The following is a 15,070-nucleotide window of genomic DNA, read 5'->3' on the forward strand; positions in this document are numbered from 1 at the left end:
ACTCCCCGGAAAAACGTTTCGCTTCAATGGCCGGCATTGTTCCAGCCTCCAAGGCTTTTGGGAACCCGCACAGGCTGGGCGGTTGTGCTGAACAACCGCGAATTTTGCTGATTAATGACCGTTTGCCGAATGCCCGCCCGGATGACCGCTTTGCCCCGGGGCATGGCCGTCTGGATGGCCTTTTTCGCCTTCGTTGGCCGCTCCCGCATTTGCCGCTTTTTCGACCTCGACCCTGGCAGCCTTTCCAAGCTGATCAAGGGCTTGCAGGTTAGCCTTGCGTACCCCGTCGACAAAGCCCTGGAACGGGATGTCGGTGATACCTACCAGGCCGAAATGGCCATTCTCACCGTCCAGCAGACGCCCGGTGACCGGCTGATCCAGGTACTGGAACCAGTGCACGCCGACAATCGACGGTTCACTGATGGCTTGCTTGAGGAAAGTGGCGTAGGCCGGGGCGCGATCTTCTTCCCTGGCCAACTCGGTCACGCCACCCCAGAACGGGCCGCGATCACGGGAGCCGAAGTTGAATTCGCTGATCAGCACCGGCTTGTCCAGCGCCTGGAGTTGAGCGAAGTCGTAGCCGTCCTGCGGCTTGAGCGTGTACATGTTGAAGCTCAGGACGTCGCAATACTGGGCACAGGATGCCACCGCCTCCGGGGTGCTGACGGCAAACCGGCCACCGAGCAGCAAGTGATTGGGTGCGTGCCATTTCAACGAGTCAGAAATGGTCTTGAAGTAGGTATCGGCGAATACCTTTTGGAAATACTTGAAGTCGGCCTCGATTTCCGGGTGCTGCGGATCAGGCAGCGGCGGCACGAAGCCCGGGTCTTCCATCAATTCCCAGGCCGGCAGGTCGATACCCCAGGCCTTGGATAGACCGGCCTGGTTACGGTACTTGTCGCGCAACTGTTTGAGAAAGGCGCGCTTGGCCGGGACGTCGGTGGTCATTTTCAAGGTGCCATAGGCCAGCGCGTAGCGAGCCTTGGGATCGTCGCCAGGACCGGCCCAGGCCAACTCATTGTCGGCGTAATAGCCAATCAACCAGGGATCGTCCCGGTGATCGCGGGCAGCGATGGCCACGGCACGTTCAGTGGCCATGGCAAAGCGCGGATCGAACGGATCGGGCATGCCGCCCCACCAGTCGTTGCCGGTGCTGATACTGGTGTAGTCACCGACAATCGACAGCGGCAAGGTGTAGGCCACGCGATCGCTCTGTCCCAGCGCCGGAGCGCTCCAGTTTCCGAGGGTGTTGAAGCCCCAGGCTTGCAGGCGATCGAGGGTATGTCCGGTCCAGCGCTTTTCGTCGAAAGCCGCTGGTTCGCAGGGAGTGCTATTGGCCTCAGCGGCGGGCTGCTCGGTCGGCGGCACAGTGGACACGACGCAAGGCTGAGCGTAGGTGCGCTGAAGGTTGGCACCATAAAAGTCATACCAGCGGCCGCTATTGAAACTGCGTCCGCGATCGACTCCGTTACCGCCACGGTTGTCGCTTTCACCGTAGTGACTGGCCAGCACCTCGCCGTCGCCAGGCAATGCCTCGAACATGCCCTCACGACCGGCAACATAGGTCTGGCTAGCATCGGCGGTCACCGCGTTGACCCCGAGCGAGTAGAACGGATGACCCTCAGGCGTCACCAGGAACCAGCGGCCATCACGCTTCTCGGTGCGAAAGAAACCACTGGCCTTGAACGTCGGGCCCTGGCTCCAGCCGCCGAACTTGTCGAGGTCGTTGCGCTGGCGCTCGGCAAGCCAGGTTTTCAGTTGCTGTTGTTCCTTGCCGGCGGCTGCCTTGAGCTGGTCGTCGCTGGCAATTTTTTCCGGCCATTTGGCCCGAGTGGACTGACCATAGGCGTCCACCAACGAGCCATAAACGGCCTTGACCACCGATTCACCCTCCTGCACACCAAAGCGCTCGATCAGGATGCTTTGGGCTACCTTGGGTTGCTCCATCGACAGCGACACCGATACCACCTGACTGCGATCCAGTTCACCCTCGCTGCTGGCGAGCAGAATGCGCTGCCCGTCGACGGTCATCGGCATCGGCGGACCGGCCTTCATGCCCTGGCTCAATGGCGTACTCGGGATCAACGGCACCATCAAGGTTTGCGCAGGGCCCGCCGGCAGGTCGACACGGCTGACGAGGGTCTTGCCGTCATTACTCTGGATCGTCACATAGAGGGTCAACGCCCAGTTCATCGCGCTCTGCAGGCGCAGGGTCATGACTCCGGACTGCGACCAATCCCAGGCGCCGGTCTGCGGCGTCAGGCGCAAGGTCGGCCGGGCTGTTGGATTGAAGGTCCCCCGCCGCAACACTTCACCCTCGGCCGTCTGTTCCGCGTTGGATTGCGGCAAGCTGGCATCCTGTGTCGCCACCTGGACCACATCGGCCGGGCGGACAAAGTTGAACAGCGTCTGCTGCCCGGTTGGTGCTGCCAGCAAGGGCGTGGCAAACATCAGGGCAAATACGGCGGGTAACGTACGGCGAATCATGAGAACCAGGTTCTCCCTAAGGCGAATGTGAGATCGGAGATAGGGGATAGACAACGCAGTGGGCGTTTTCGCCCACCTTGTCTCAAGAAATTTCGCGGCGGAACGGCGGCAGCGCATTGAGGATCGCTTTGCCATAGCGCTGAGTGACCAGGCGCCGGTCCAGCAGAGTGATGGTGCCGCGGTCCTCTTCAGTACGCAGCAGACGTCCGCAAGCCTGGACCAGCTTGAGCGAGGCGTCGGGCACCGAGATTTCCATGAACGGATTGCCACCCCGGGCTTCGATCCATTCCGCCAACGCCGCCTCGACCGGATCGTCCGGCACCGAGAACGGGATCTTGGCGATCACCACGTGTTCGCAGTAGGCGCCTGGCAAGTCGACCCCCTCGGCGAAACTGGCCAAGCCGAACAGCACGCTGGAATCGCCACCGTCGACCCGCGCCTTGTGCTTGTTCAGGGTTTCCTGTTTCGACAGGTTGCCCTGGATGAACACTTGCTTGCGCCAGTCGCGGTCCAGGCCGTCGAACACGTCCTGCATCTGTTTACGCGAGGAGAACAGCACCAGGGTGCCGCGCGAGCCTTCGACCAGTTCCGGCAAGTCACGAATGATCGCCGCGGTATGGGCCGCTGCATCACGGGGATCGGCGTTCAGGTTTGGCACCCGCAAGACACCGGCGTCGGCATGATGAAACGGGCTTGGCACCACCGCCGTCACGGCTTTTTTCGGCAGGCCGGCGCGCATGCGGAAACGCTCGAAGGTGCCCAGCGCGGTCAGGGTCGCCGACGTCACCAGGCAGCCATGTGCCACGTTCCACAGGCTGCGGCGCAGCATCTCTGCGGCAAGGATCGGGCTGGCGTTGACCTCGATGTCAAACAGCGAACCGCTTTCGGCCAGAGTCAGCCAGCGTGCCATGGGCGGATTGTCTTCGGGGTCCTCAACCGTGAAGGCGGTCCATAGCTCCCAATTGCCCTGGGAGCGTGACAACAGGCTGCCGAACAGCGGATACCACTCTTCTGCCTGATTGCTGGCGATGCCGATGTTGACCTCGCCGTCCATGCCCTCCTTGAGCAACTCGGTCAGGCGGGTGAACAGGTCGGTCAGGCGGGCGAAGCCTTTCTTCAGCTCGATGCCCATTTCCCGCATGTGCTCGGGAATCACCCCGCCGACGAAGCGATGGCGTGGCCGCTCACGGCCCTCGACGTCTTCCCCGGGCTTGAAGTCGGCGACCTGCTCGCAGGCACTGAACATGAACTGTTGCTGGGTCTTGATCTCGCGCGCCAACTCCGGCACTTGCTCGATCAGTTTCCCCAGATCTCCCGGCAACGGATGTTGCGCGAGCAACTTGGTGAGATTCTTCGCGGTGGCTTCCAGCCAGTCGGCGGTGGAGCGCAGGCGCGTGTAGTGGGCGAAGTGGCCGATGGCTTTGTCGGGCAGGTGGTGACCTTCGTCGAACACATAAATGGTGTCACGCGGGTCAGGCAGGACGGCGCCGCCGCCCAGCGCCAGGTCGGCGAGGACCATGTCATGGTTGGTGACGATCACGTCGACCTTGCCCATGCCTTCGCGTGCCTTATAAAAAGCGCACTGGCCGAAGTTCGGGCAATGGCGATTGGTACACTGGCTGTGGTCGGTGGTCAGGCGTGCCCAGTCGACATCTTCCAGGGCTGTAGACCAACTGTCACGGTCGCCATCCCACTTATTGCCGGCAAGCTTCTCGATCATGCTGGTAAACAGCTTCTGACTGGCCTCGTCGACCTCGATCCGGAAACCTTCTTCTTCGAACAGCTGTGCGGTGGCGGTTTGCGCGTGGCCTTCCTGCAACAACATATCGAGCTTGGACAGGCACATGTAACGACCACGGCCCTTGGCCAGGGCGAAGCTGAAGTTAAGCCCGCTGTTGCGCATCAGGTCCGGCAGATCCTTGTAGACGATCTGCTCCTGCAAGGCGACGGTGGCGGTGGCAATCACCAGGCGTTTTCCGGCGGCCTTGGCGGTCGGAATCGCCGCTAGGCTGTAGGCCACGGTCTTGCCGGTACCCGTGCCGGCTTCCACGGCGACAATCGCCGGGTCGCCACTGCGCCGACCTTCGTCATCGGTATCGATATCACCGAGGACTTTCGCAATTTCGGCAATCATCAGGCGTTGGCCGTAGCGCGGTTTGAGGCTCTTGGCTTCGAGAAAACGCGAATAGGCGCCCTGGATCGTGGTTTTGAGTTCAGTGCTGATCATGAATTGTCGGGCGCAAAAACGCTGGATAAATTTTCAGTGGTTATGGGGGCTATCATACCCCGCTAATCAATCCCGCGCAGAACGGAGTACCCCAATGACACTTTTCGCCTTGATTTATAGCATCCACGTGCTGGCGGCCCTGGTCTGGGTCGGCGGTATGTTTTTCGCCTGGATGGTCCTGCGCCCCGCCGCGGTCAAAGCGCTGGAAGGCCCCGCACGGCTGAAGCTGTGGGTCGAAGTGTTCCCGCGTTTTTTTGCCTGGGTCTGGGTCGCAGTCATCATTCTGCCGATCGGCGGCGTCGGCATGATCCACATGCGCTTCAATGGTTTTGAAACGGCACCCCGCTACGTGCAGATCATGATGGGTTTGTATCTGGTGATGACCGCGCTGTTTATCCGGATCCAGGCGCTGCAGGTGCCGGAATTGCGCAAGGCGGTGCTGGCCGAAGACTGGGCAACGGGGGCAGCGACCCTGGGTGGGATTCGCCGTCTGGTGGGGATCAATTTGCTGATCGGCTTGCTGCTGGTGGCGATCGCCTCCGCACGGCCGATGTTTTAAGCATTCACCCGCCTCGCGCCCTGTGAGCGAGACGGGTGAGTAATGGCTACAGGCGCTGCACGGTCACCGAACCTGGAGCGCCAACCGGCCCAGGCTGACCCGCATCACCCGGGCGACCGCTCTTGCCGCCATCGGCGCGATACACCAGGCAGCCTTTGGACTTACCGCCCGCCCCGGCTTTGCCCCCAACACCGGGCAGGCCGCCGGCACCGCCCTGCACCTGCACCTTGATGCTCTGCTCGGCAAAGTCACGCGGCAGCTCCAGGCGCACCAGCGCTCCGGGGGCCCCGGCACGACCATCGCCGCCATTATCACCATCGGCACCCCGGCCCGCCGAGCCCCAGGTGCAGCCCGGCTCCTGGCCATTACCGCCGTCGAGCCCGACAAAACCCGGAGCGCCATCACCGCCGCGCGCATCCACCGACAGCTCAGGCGCGTTCAACGAGACAATTCGCAGGTTCAGGTTACGCCCCGGACGTGCCGCCTTGAGGTAGGTACCCGGCGCCCCTCGGGAAGTGATCTGGCTGCCGCTCGCCAGCAACGCATGGCCGACGCTGATTTGCAGACTCTGCTCGCCTGGAACAATAGCGATTCGGGCGTCGCGCCCGAGGTGCAACTCCGTCACATTCAATTGGGTGACATTGGAGGGAATCAGCAAGGTGCCATTGTCCGCCACGTCCAGACGCTCCAGTTGCAAGGTGCTGGCGGTATTGGGCAGGCGCATCAGGGAATGACTTTCGACCGTCAGAACCTGCGCCATGGCCATTGGGCTGATCAGCGCAGCAAGCAGACAAAGTTTACGCATGGCGGGCCTCCGACGTGTCAGCACTGGCCATGCTCTTTATATGAAAGATGCCGAATAGCAGAACTTGCAGGCGATCGAGCCAGGGATGAGCGCGCGTTTTCAAGGTGCGATTGAACACCAGCACTTCCAACAGGTGGACCAGCAATAACACGCTGGCAACCAGATTGACCGCCAGATGGATCGGATCAGTGAATGGCTGCAACAGATTGACCACTGCCACCAACCAGAACACCAGCCCCGCACATTTGCCCAGCCCCCATAACACTTTCATACCCGCCCCCCCGAGGATCATTTTTCTTTGCGCGAACAGTAACGACTTCCACGCGGGGTACGCCAGAGGGCAACGAAAATTCTTCTGCAGCGCTCGATTTCGCCGCCGGATCGACGCAGATCGCCAATCCGGCAGCGCCGATCAGCGGCCGATCACCAACTCGACCCGACGGTTTTTCGCTCGACCTTCTTCACTCGCGTTATCCGCCACCGGCTGGCTTTCACCCATGCCCTGGCTGGTGAGTTTGTCAGGGGCCAGTCCCTGATTCAGCAGAAAGGCGGCGACACTGCTGGCGCGTCGCTCGGACAGCCCCTGGTTATAGGCATCGCTCCCTTGGCTATCGGTGTGACCCACCACCTTGATGCTCAGGACGTCGGCGCTTTTCAACTTGTCCATCAACGCCATCAGTTGTTCATGAGCGGCCGGCGTCAACTCCGCCGAATCGAAGGCGAACAACACATCGCCCTGGTCACTGAGGGTAATCACTTCACTGCTGGGTTCGACCGGTTTGACGCTGGGCGGGTACTGGGGGATCGGGCACCCGCGGTTGTCCACCGATGTATTGGCCGGAGTATCGGGGCAGTGATCACGACGGTCGAAGACGCTATCGCCATCTTCGTCGCCATCCTGTGCGTAGCAGATCAAGCCGCCGCTCAACAGACCGAGCGCCGCGCCACCTGCTGCCCAACCACCGCTTTCGATGGCGCCCAAGCCTCCGCCCACGAGTCCGCCAATGACGCTGCAGATCGGCCAGGTACGTTGATTGAGGGGGGCAGTGCCGTCGCTGTGGGTGGCGCAACCCGAGACCAGGCTGGCTAACAGAAGTACCGGTATTACGGTCCGTGCACGAACGCTCATGATGATTGCTCCTGTGTCACCGGCCGACACCGGTCACACAGGAGTAAAGACCCGCATCCGTGACTGTTCAAGCCACGGACGCAAGGAGCTAGCGGTTGATTTTGATTTCAGTACGACGGTTCATCGCACGGCCGTCAGCGGTTTTGTTGTCCGCCACTGGCTGGCTTTCACCGGCGCCCTGCACCGAAACGAAGCTGGCACGTGGTACGCCTTCTTCGATCAGGTACTCGACCACCGAGTGCGCGCGTTTGTCAGAGAGTTTCTGGTTGTAGGCATCGCTGCCGACGCTGTCGGTATGCCCGGTCACGCTCAGTCGCGCCGAAGGTGCTTCCTGTTTCAGACGGGTCGCAATGGTCTCCAGTTTGGTTTTGTCGGCAGCGGTCAGCTTGGCCGAGTCGAACTGGAAGTGCACATCGCGGATGACAATGGTTTCTTCCTTAACTACGACGACCTCTTCAACTACCGGTTCGGGGGCCGGAGGGCAACCGTTGGCATCCACCTGTACGCCTTTCGGTGTGCCCGGGCACTTGTCGCGGCTGTCCGGAACACCATCACCGTCTTCGTCACCATCGCCATGCACCCAGCAATAGGCGGCAGCCAAACCGCCTACGAACAACGCGCCACCGCCGGCCCACGCCGAGCTTTTCGTCGCGCCGAGACCGGCCCCGACCACGCCGCCCACCGCCGCACAGGTCGGCCAGTCGGTTTTCTGCAAACCTGCGCAACCAGTCAAGACACTGGTTAGCAGAACCAAGGGTAATGCTGTCCGAACTATGCTCATCGAGTTTTCTCCTGAGGGATCGGCATACGACCGATTCAAGCAGTAAAGACCCCAGTTTTAATATCCGCCAGCAATAGGCCATCCTCACGGGATCAGCCAATCACTGGCCTGCGCAACATCCAGTGCAAAGAGCCTCTAGGCCCAGGCGTTCGGGCAGGCTAGTCTCTGCAGTTCTGATTGAGGATCCTTGATGACCGCCGCAATTTCTTCGCGTACTCCCCAGCAGGCGCTGGCCGCCTTGCTCGATCGTTATGCACCCAAACGGCTCCTGCTGATTGGCGCTGACGACTTCCCGGCGCTGCAGGCGTTCCAAACCGCCCATCCCGATAGCGTGATCGTCCGCGCAGCCCCTGGCCCGCTGACAGCCGAGGTCGCCGCGCAGCGTTTCGACCTGGCACTGGCACTCGACTGCCTGGAGCATCTGCCCAAGCGCGACGGCCTCAACCTGCTGGGCGGCATCCGTAACCTCAATGCCAGCCGCATCGCGGTACTGGCCGACCTGGATGTCTGCCACTGGCAGGAAACCGACTTCTTTTCCCTGGCCCTGCAGGCCAGTGAACGCTTCCAGCGCGATCAGCAGGTATTGACCCTGTTCACCTATGATCTGCTTGAATACAAACAAGTCCCCGACTGGCTCAACTCTCGTTTCTGGGCCAATCCGCAGAATTTTGGAAAATACTGGTGGTAACCCAATGAGTACATCCATCTGCCCTTGCGGCAGCGGCACGCCACTCGATGCCTGCTGCGGGCATTATCACGCCGGGCATCCCGCACCCTGTGCCGAAGCACTGATGCGCTCACGCTACAGTGCCTACGTGCTGGGCCTGATCGACTATTTGGTGGCGACCACCCTGCCCGCCCAGCAATCCGGCCTGGATCGTCAGTCGATCAGCGACTGGAGCGCGCGCAGCACCTGGCTGGGCCTGGACGTGGAAAGCTCCGAAGTGCTCGGCGGTCAACCTGAACATGCCTTCGTCACGTTCACCGCACGCTGGCACGACAGCACCGGCGAGCACAGCCATCGCGAGCGCTCCTCGTTTGTGCAGAACGCTGGTCACTGGTACTTCATCGACCCCACCGTACCGCTCAAGACCGGACGCAACGACGCCTGCCCCTGCAACAGTGGACACAAATTCAAGAAGTGCTGCGCGGGGTATTTTCGCCTGACCGCATGAAGCACCGCAGCAGACAAAAGGAGTCGGACCATGCTCAGCCAGCGCCGCGTCTTGCGCACGATCAGCCTGCTCATGGCCCTGACTCTCAGTGGCTGCGCGTCCTGGTTCAGCGATGACGAACTCGATCCGCAGGTCCATCTGCTCAAAGTCGAAGTGGTGCGGGCCAAGCTGCTGGATCAGAAGTTCATGCTGTACTTTCGCATCGACAACCCCAACGACGACAGCCTGACCATCCGCGGCATGGAGTACCGCATTCACTTGAGCCAATTCCTGTTGGCTGAAGGCGAGACCGAACAATGGTTCAGTGTCGACCCCAAAAGCAGCAGTTATTTCCAGGTGCCGATCCGCACCAACCTCTGGCAACACCTGCGCGAGATGGTCAAGCTGCTGAAAAAACCCGACCAGCCCATCCCCTATCGTCTGGAAGGCACCCTGGAAACCGGATTATTCTTCGGCAAAGACGTGCACCTGTCCCATTATGGCGAGATAATTCCCGGCGATTTTATTCCGGAGTAACCTCGATGACCCAGCAACCCCACGTTCATGGCCCCGACTGCAACCACGACCATGACCATCACGACCACCATGATCACGACCACGGCCATGTACATGGCCCGAACTGTGGCCACGCCCATCAGGAGCCGGTACGTAACGCGCTGAAAGACGTGGGCCGCAACGACCCTTGCCCATGCGGCAACGGCAAGAAGTTCAAGAAGTGCCACGGCGCCTGATGCGCTGACACTTTATTGCAGGAACCTCAGACGACGTTCCTGCAACAACTCAGCAGCCGCCACGACCGTCGCGTATTCGCCATGCAAGTTGGCCAGCGACATGGCGTGGACCTCCTCGGCTGAACGTGGATTGCCAAAAAAATCCGCTTTGTCGAAGGTGTAGCAGGCGTCCTCGACCACCCAGGTGGCAAACCCCAGATTGCCCGCCGTGCGTGCGGTGGACTCCACCGAATTATTCGTCGCCACGCCGACCACGACCAACTGGGTAATTTCGCTCTCGCGTAATCCCTCTTCGAGTGCGGTCCCGCAGAACGCGTCCGGCACCTGCTTTTGCACCACCCACTCCCCGACCTGCGGCCTGAAGCGCTGCTGGAACTCCACCCCCGATTGCTGCGGCCAGAACACCGAGTCCGGTGAGCGCGACAGGTGCTGCACATGGATGACCGGTCGCCCCATGGCACGCCAATGCTCGAGCAGTTCGGCGATGCGCTCCTCAGCTTGCGGATTATTGCGCGGACCGAGTTTGGGGTGATGGATGCCCTGTTGCTGGTCGATCAAGATCAAGGCGCTGTTTGCCTGAGGATCCATGGCTGGGTTTTCTCCAAAAGGCAGGGAATTACCTACTTGAGCACCTTCATTAGTCCGAAGCAAGCTCGCCAGTGGTCTCAAATTCCGCGATTTATCGGACAAACCTCTAAATAACCCAGCCCGCCGCTTGCACGCCCCTCGGCCGCTGACTAACGTAGCGCCTTTATTCAGTACCCCGCCTCGGAGCTTTGCCATGGCCTCGCCAGCCCTTACACCTTTTCTTCCCCGGTTCGGCGTTGCCGCAGCAGTGGCCAGTGTGCTCAGCCTCAGCGGCTGCCAGAGCTGGAATGCACAAGACACACTGCCTCCGGCTTCCGGCGTGCAGCCACTCAAAGGCCTGGCGCAGAACGTGTCGGTACGCCGCAATGCCATGGGCATGCCGTTGATTGAAAGCAGCACCTTCCACGACGCGCTGTTCACCCTAGGCTATGTGCACGCCAGCGACCGTATCAACCAGATGGTCACCCTGCGCCTGCTGGCTCAGGGGCGCCTGGCGGAAATGTCCGGGGCGCAAATGCTCGATGCCGACCGTTACATGCGTGCGGTCAATCTGAAGAAAAGTGCCGATGAGCTGTACAAGGCCTCGTCGCCGCGTCTCAAGCGCTTCTTCGAGGTCTATGCACGCGGGGTCAATGCCTACCTGTTCCGTTATCGCGACAAGCTGCCCGCCGATCTGGCCACCACCGGCTACAAGCCGGAGTACTGGAAGCCCGAAGACTCGGCACTGATTTTCTGCCTGTTGAACTTCAGTCAGTCGGCCAACCTGCCTCAGGAAATCTCTGCGCTGATGATGGCGCAGAGCGTGACCAACGACAAGTTGGCCTGGCTGTCGCCCTCCTATCCGGACGAAAAACTGCCGGTGGCGGAAGCGGATAAACTGCAAGGGGTCAAACTCAACGGCAGCATTCCTGGTCTGGCTGAACTTGCCAGCGCCAATGAACAACTGGCCGGCTTGAATATCCTCGGTGGCACTGCCTCGAACAACTGGGCCATTGCCCCGCAACGCAGCCGCAGCGGCAAGAGTCTGCTGGCCGGCGATAGCCAGTTGCCGATTGGCGTGCCGTCGCTGTGGAGTTTCGTGCAGATCCGCGCGCCGAAGTACCAGGTTGCCGGGGCCACGATTGCCGGCTTGCCGATGGTGATGTCCGGCTTCAATGGCAAGGTGGCCTGGAGCATGGCGGCGGTCATGGGCGACAACCAGGACCTGTTCCTGGAGAAACTCAAACGCCAGGGCAACAGCCTGAGCTATGAAGCAGCCGGTAAATGGCAACCAGCGATGGTGCGCAACGAAACCTACTTCGTCAAAGGCCAGCGGCCGATTCGCGAAGTCATCTACGAAACCCGCCATGGCGCGCTGCTCAACAGTGCCCAAGTGGCAACGCCCGGCAACGGTTTCGGCCTGGCCCTGCAACTGCCGGACGTCAAGGACGACAAGAGCCTGGACGCGTTCTTCGATCTGTCCCGTGCGCAGAGCGTCGAAAAAGCCTCGGACGCCAGCCGTGAAATCCGCGCCATCTCGCTGAACATGCTGTTTGCCGATGCCAGCAATATTGGCTGGCAAGTCACCGGACGCTTCCCCAACCGCCGTGAAGGCGAAGGTCTGCTGCCCTCGCCCGGCTGGGAAGGTCGCTATGACTGGGATGGCTACGCCGACCCGATGCTCCACCCCTACGACCAGGATCCGGCCCAGGGTTGGCTCGGCACTGCCAACCAGCGAATCATCCCCCACGGCTACGGCATGCAGTTGTCCAATTCCTGGGCCGCACCGGAACGCGGCGAGCGCATCGCCGAACTGGCTGGCGCTGGCAAGCAGGACAGCCGCAGCATGATTGCCATGCAATACGACCAGACCACCGTGTTTGCCGCCAAGCTGAAGAAAATGTTCGAGGCGCCGGGTATGTCCCAGCCGCTGAAACAGGCCATCAATGCCCTGCCCGCTGCCGATGCCGCCAAAGCGCGTGAAGCCTTTAGCCGGCTGATGGCGTTTGACGGCAAACTCAGCCCGACCTCAACGGACGCGGCGATCTACCAACTGTTCCTGCAAGAAAGCATGAAACAGATTTTCCTCGACGAACTCGGACCGCAATCCAGCCCGGCCTGGAAGGCTTTTGTCGCCAACGGCACGCGTTCCTATTCGGCCCAGGCCGACCACCTGCTCGGTCGGGAAGACAGCCCGTTCTGGGATGACGTGCGCACACCGGCCAAAGAGGACAAACCGGCCATTCTCGCCCGCAGCCTGGCCGCCGCCATTTCCGTCGGTGAAAGCCAGATGGGCAGCGATCGCCGAGCCTGGCAATGGGGGAAACTGCACCGGTATGAGTGGAAAGATGCGCGCGCAAACACGGTACGCACTGCCACAGCCGCCGGCGGCGACCAGAGCACGTTGAATGCCGCGGCTTACGCTTGGGGTCAGGACTTCAACGTCACTCGAGTGCCGGGCATGCGTCTGATTGTCGATTTCGCCCAGGCTGAACCGCTGCTGGCTCAGAACGGCATCGGCCAGTCCGGCAATCCGGCGAGCCAGAACTACCTGAATAACATCGATCCATGGCTGAAAGCTCAGTACCAGAGTCTGCCCATGCAACCGCAGAACTTCGACAAGGTGTACGGCAAGACCCGCCTGACCCTGATACCGGGCAAATAATGACCCTATGCAAGGTCACCTGAGAGCAGACTGGCACCCGTATGGTGCAAGAAAAAATTCGTGCCCGATTCAGGGCGCGAATGGGATGAGTACACACAAGGAATCAACTTTTAAAACGCTTGTTCGGGACTCTGGTTCGGAAATTGCTACTTTCATAAGGTCTTACGCTTTCCAGTAACAATAATTCTGCGCCACAAGCGCTCATATTGGTTCTTAGGGATTGAATAATGAAAAAAGCATTGCTGACCCTTTCCGCACTGGCATTGTGCATGGCTGCGGGTTCCGCGCTGGCCAAAGAGTACAAAGAACTGCGTTTTGGCGTTGATCCTTCCTATGCACCCTTTGAGTCCAAGGCCGCCGATGGCAGCCTGGTGGGTTTCGACATCGATCTGGGCAATGCGATCTGTGCCGAGTTGAAGGTCAAGTGCAAATGGGTCGAAAGCGATTTCGACGGCATGATCCCGGGCCTCAAGGCCAATAAATTCGACGGCGTGATCTCCTCCATGACGGTGACCCCGGCTCGCGAGAAGGTCATCGACTTCTCCAACGAACTGTTCTCCGGTCCTACGTCCTTCGTCTTCAAGAAAGGCTCGGGCCTGACTGAAGATACTGCGTCGCTCAAAGGCAAGACCGTCGGCTACGAGCAGGGCACCATCCAGGAAGCCTACGCCAAGGCCGTACTCGACAAGGCCGGGGTGAAAACCCAGGCTTACGCCAACCAGGACCAGGTCTACGCCGACCTGATTTCCGGACGCCTCGACGCGTCGATCCAGGACATGCTGCAAGCCGAACTGGGTTTCCTGAAGTCGCCACAAGGCGGTGACTACGAAGTCAGTAAGCCAGTCGATAGCCCGATGCTGCCAGCGAAAACGGCTGTCGGTATCTCGAAAGGTAACAAAGAGCTGAAGGCCCTCCTGGATAAAGGTATCAAAGCGTTACACGATGATGGCACCTACGCCACCATTCAAAAGAAACACTTCGGTGATTTGAATCTGTACAGCGGTAAATAACACCCGGCGCCCATCCCTGTGATGGGCGCTTTTTTTCCGTTATCAGGTCGTCGATCTTATGTTCGAACAACTTTTACAAACCCTGGGGCTCTCGGCGTTCAGCTTGAAGGGCTTTGGTCCGCTGTTGCTGCAAGGCACCTGGATGACCATTAAGTTATCGGTGCTGTCGTTGCTGGTGGCGGTGCTGCTCGGCCTGCTGGGCGCCAGCGCCAAGCTCTCGGCCTCACGACTGCTGCGCGTTCCTGCCCAGTGCTACACCACGCTGATACGCGGCGTCCCCGACCTGGTGCTGATGCTGCTGATTTTCTACAGCCTGCAAACCTGGCTGACGTCCTTTACCGATTTCATGGAATGGGAATACATCGAGATCAACCCGTTCAGCGCCGGGGTCATCACCCTGGGCTTTATCTACGGCGCCTATTTCACCGAAACCTTTCGCGGCGCGATCCTTGCCGTTCCTCGCGGGCAAGTCGAAGCCGCTACCGCCTATGGCCTAAAGCGCGGGCAGCGCTTTCGCTTCGTGGTCTTTCCGCAGATGATGCGTTTCGCCCTGCCCGGTATCGGCAACAACTGGATGGTGATGCTCAAGGCCACCGCGCTGGTGTCGATCATCGGCCTGGCCGACCTGGTCAAGGCGGCCCAGGATGCCGGCAAAAGCACCTATCAACTGTTCTATTTCCTGGTGCTCGCGGCCTTGATCTACCTGCTCATCACCAGCGCTTCGAACTTTGTCCTGCGCCGGCTTGAACGCCGCTATGCCGCAGGAGCCCGGGAGGCCGTACGATGATTGAACTTCTGCAGGAGTATTGGCGACCGTTCCTGTACAGCGACGGTTACCACATGACCGGTCTGGCCATGACCATGTGGTTGCTCAGCGCTTCGATCTTCATTGGCTTCCTGGTGTCGATTCCGCTGTCGATCGCCCGGGTCTCAT

At 60.5% G+C, this 15,070-nt stretch carries 15 protein-coding genes and 1 pseudogene; 9 read left to right on the top strand and 7 right to left on the bottom strand.

Going from position 1 to position 15,070, the window contains the following annotated elements; all coding sequences use genetic code 11:
- Positions 1 to 111 precede the first annotated feature (111 nt).
- Positions 112 to 2,487 (bottom strand): beta-galactosidase, encoded by a 2,376-nt coding sequence (locus tag NR126_RS20230; protein WP_256830956.1) that lies wholly within the window; start codon positions 2,485 to 2,487, stop codon positions 112 to 114.
- An 82-nt stretch (positions 2,488 to 2,569) separates the two neighbouring features.
- The gene (gene dinG / locus NR126_RS20235) at positions 2,570 to 4,714 is read right to left on the bottom strand and encodes an ATP-dependent DNA helicase DinG (RefSeq protein WP_256830958.1); all 2,145 of its coding nucleotides are present in this window, start codon (positions 4,712 to 4,714) and stop codon (positions 2,570 to 2,572) included.
- Between the two features lie 94 nt (positions 4,715 to 4,808).
- Here dinG and NR126_RS20240 point away from each other — a divergent pair, with 94 nt between their 5' ends.
- A complete protein-coding gene (locus NR126_RS20240; RefSeq protein ID WP_256830959.1) occupies positions 4,809 to 5,273 on the top strand; it encodes a CopD family protein in 465 nt (154 codons plus the stop codon).
- A gap of 46 nt (positions 5,274 to 5,319) precedes the next feature.
- Here the strand turns inward: NR126_RS20240 and NR126_RS20245 are convergent, their stop codons facing one another.
- The 4 genes from NR126_RS20245 to NR126_RS20260 all read right to left on the bottom strand — a co-directional run bounded on the left by NR126_RS20245 (position 5,320) and on the right by NR126_RS20260 (position 7,988).
- Positions 5,320 to 6,078: a hypothetical protein gene (locus tag NR126_RS20245; protein ID WP_027621132.1), complete on the bottom strand. Its 759-nt coding sequence runs from the start codon at positions 6,076 to 6,078 to the stop codon at positions 5,320 to 5,322.
- A complete protein-coding gene (locus NR126_RS20250; RefSeq protein WP_027621131.1) occupies positions 6,071 to 6,349 on the bottom strand; it encodes a DUF1145 domain-containing protein in 279 nt (92 codons plus the stop codon). Before NR126_RS20250 ends, NR126_RS20245 begins: the two co-directional genes overlap by 8 nt.
- 141 nt (positions 6,350 to 6,490) lie before the next feature.
- Entirely contained in the window at positions 6,491 to 7,207 is a 717-nt protein-coding gene (locus NR126_RS20255) for an OmpA family protein (protein WP_256830960.1), read from the bottom strand.
- Between the two features lie 88 nt (positions 7,208 to 7,295).
- Positions 7,296 to 7,988, bottom strand: coding sequence for an OmpA family protein (locus tag NR126_RS20260; protein WP_027621129.1), 693 nt, complete (start codon positions 7,986 to 7,988; stop codon positions 7,296 to 7,298).
- A 190-nt stretch (positions 7,989 to 8,178) separates the two neighbouring features.
- On the opposite strand from NR126_RS20260, the gene NR126_RS20265 reads away from it, so the two are divergent.
- The 4 genes from NR126_RS20265 to NR126_RS20280 are packed head-to-tail and all read left to right on the top strand — an operon-like array spanning position 8,179 to position 9,894.
- A complete protein-coding gene (locus NR126_RS20265; protein ID WP_027621128.1) occupies positions 8,179 to 8,676 on the top strand; it encodes a DUF6231 family protein in 498 nt (165 codons plus the stop codon).
- A 4-nt stretch (positions 8,677 to 8,680) separates the two neighbouring features.
- The gene (locus tag NR126_RS20270; RefSeq protein WP_027621127.1) at positions 8,681 to 9,163 is read left to right on the top strand and encodes a YchJ family protein; all 483 of its coding nucleotides are present in this window, start codon (positions 8,681 to 8,683) and stop codon (positions 9,161 to 9,163) included.
- A 30-nt stretch (positions 9,164 to 9,193) separates the two neighbouring features.
- Positions 9,194 to 9,679: an LEA type 2 family protein gene (locus tag NR126_RS20275; RefSeq protein WP_256830961.1), complete on the top strand. Its 486-nt coding sequence runs from the start codon at positions 9,194 to 9,196 to the stop codon at positions 9,677 to 9,679.
- Between the two features lie 5 nt (positions 9,680 to 9,684).
- Positions 9,685 to 9,894 carry an SEC-C metal-binding domain-containing protein gene (locus NR126_RS20280; protein WP_007906737.1) on the top strand — a complete coding sequence of 70 codons (210 nt, stop codon included), beginning with the start codon at positions 9,685 to 9,687 and terminating at the stop codon, positions 9,892 to 9,894.
- 12 nt (positions 9,895 to 9,906) lie between these two features.
- Here the strand turns inward: NR126_RS20280 and NR126_RS20285 are convergent, their stop codons facing one another.
- The gene (locus NR126_RS20285; RefSeq protein WP_105756108.1) at positions 9,907 to 10,482 is read right to left on the bottom strand and encodes a cysteine hydrolase family protein; all 576 of its coding nucleotides are present in this window, start codon (positions 10,480 to 10,482) and stop codon (positions 9,907 to 9,909) included.
- A gap of 193 nt (positions 10,483 to 10,675) precedes the next feature.
- Here NR126_RS20285 and NR126_RS20290 point away from each other — a divergent pair, with 193 nt between their 5' ends.
- The 4 genes and pseudogenes from NR126_RS20290 to NR126_RS20305 all read left to right on the top strand — a co-directional run.
- Positions 10,676 to 13,126: a penicillin acylase family protein gene (locus NR126_RS20290; RefSeq protein ID WP_256830963.1), complete on the top strand. Its 2,451-nt coding sequence runs from the start codon at positions 10,676 to 10,678 to the stop codon at positions 13,124 to 13,126.
- A 227-nt stretch (positions 13,127 to 13,353) separates the two neighbouring features.
- A complete protein-coding gene (locus tag NR126_RS20295; protein ID WP_027621122.1) occupies positions 13,354 to 14,136 on the top strand; it encodes a transporter substrate-binding domain-containing protein in 783 nt (260 codons plus the stop codon).
- A 58-nt stretch (positions 14,137 to 14,194) separates the two neighbouring features.
- Positions 14,195 to 14,923 carry an ABC transporter permease gene (locus NR126_RS20300; RefSeq protein WP_027621121.1) on the top strand — a complete coding sequence of 243 codons (729 nt, stop codon included), beginning with the start codon at positions 14,195 to 14,197 and terminating at the stop codon, positions 14,921 to 14,923.
- A pseudogene (locus NR126_RS20305) lies at positions 14,920 to 15,070 on the top strand (amino acid ABC transporter permease); the annotation flags it as partial. The gene NR126_RS20300 and the pseudogene NR126_RS20305, both read left to right, overlap by 4 nt.

It is taken from the genome of Pseudomonas sp. Pse1 (assembly GCF_024519635.1).
Taxonomy (GTDB): domain Bacteria; phylum Pseudomonadota; class Gammaproteobacteria; order Pseudomonadales; family Pseudomonadaceae; genus Aquipseudomonas.

Excerpts from the sequence above, each read along its gene's own strand:
- NR126_RS20230 (WP_256830956.1), bottom strand. The coding sequence starts at position 2,487 with ATGATTCGCCGTACGTTACCCGCCGTATTTGCCCTGATGTTTGCCACG.
- dinG (WP_256830958.1), bottom strand. The coding sequence starts at position 4,714 with ATGATCAGCACTGAACTCAAAACCACGATCCAGGGCGCCTATTCGCGT.
- NR126_RS20240 (WP_256830959.1), top strand. The coding sequence starts at position 4,809 with ATGACACTTTTCGCCTTGATTTATAGCATCCACGTGCTGGCGGCCCTG.
- NR126_RS20245 (WP_027621132.1), bottom strand. The coding sequence starts at position 6,078 with ATGCGTAAACTTTGTCTGCTTGCTGCGCTGATCAGCCCAATGGCCATG.
- NR126_RS20250 (WP_027621131.1), bottom strand. The coding sequence starts at position 6,349 with ATGAAAGTGTTATGGGGGCTGGGCAAATGTGCGGGGCTGGTGTTCTGG.
- NR126_RS20255 (WP_256830960.1), bottom strand. The coding sequence starts at position 7,207 with ATGAGCGTTCGTGCACGGACCGTAATACCGGTACTTCTGTTAGCCAGC.
- NR126_RS20260 (WP_027621129.1), bottom strand. The coding sequence starts at position 7,988 with ATGAGCATAGTTCGGACAGCATTACCCTTGGTTCTGCTAACCAGTGTC.
- NR126_RS20265 (WP_027621128.1), top strand. The coding sequence starts at position 8,179 with ATGACCGCCGCAATTTCTTCGCGTACTCCCCAGCAGGCGCTGGCCGCC.
- NR126_RS20270 (WP_027621127.1), top strand. The coding sequence starts at position 8,681 with ATGAGTACATCCATCTGCCCTTGCGGCAGCGGCACGCCACTCGATGCC.
- NR126_RS20275 (WP_256830961.1), top strand. The coding sequence starts at position 9,194 with ATGCTCAGCCAGCGCCGCGTCTTGCGCACGATCAGCCTGCTCATGGCC.
- NR126_RS20280 (WP_007906737.1), top strand. The coding sequence starts at position 9,685 with ATGACCCAGCAACCCCACGTTCATGGCCCCGACTGCAACCACGACCAT.
- NR126_RS20285 (WP_105756108.1), bottom strand. The coding sequence starts at position 10,482 with ATGGATCCTCAGGCAAACAGCGCCTTGATCTTGATCGACCAGCAACAG.
- NR126_RS20290 (WP_256830963.1), top strand. The coding sequence starts at position 10,676 with ATGGCCTCGCCAGCCCTTACACCTTTTCTTCCCCGGTTCGGCGTTGCC.
- NR126_RS20295 (WP_027621122.1), top strand. The coding sequence starts at position 13,354 with ATGAAAAAAGCATTGCTGACCCTTTCCGCACTGGCATTGTGCATGGCT.
- NR126_RS20300 (WP_027621121.1), top strand. The coding sequence starts at position 14,195 with ATGTTCGAACAACTTTTACAAACCCTGGGGCTCTCGGCGTTCAGCTTG.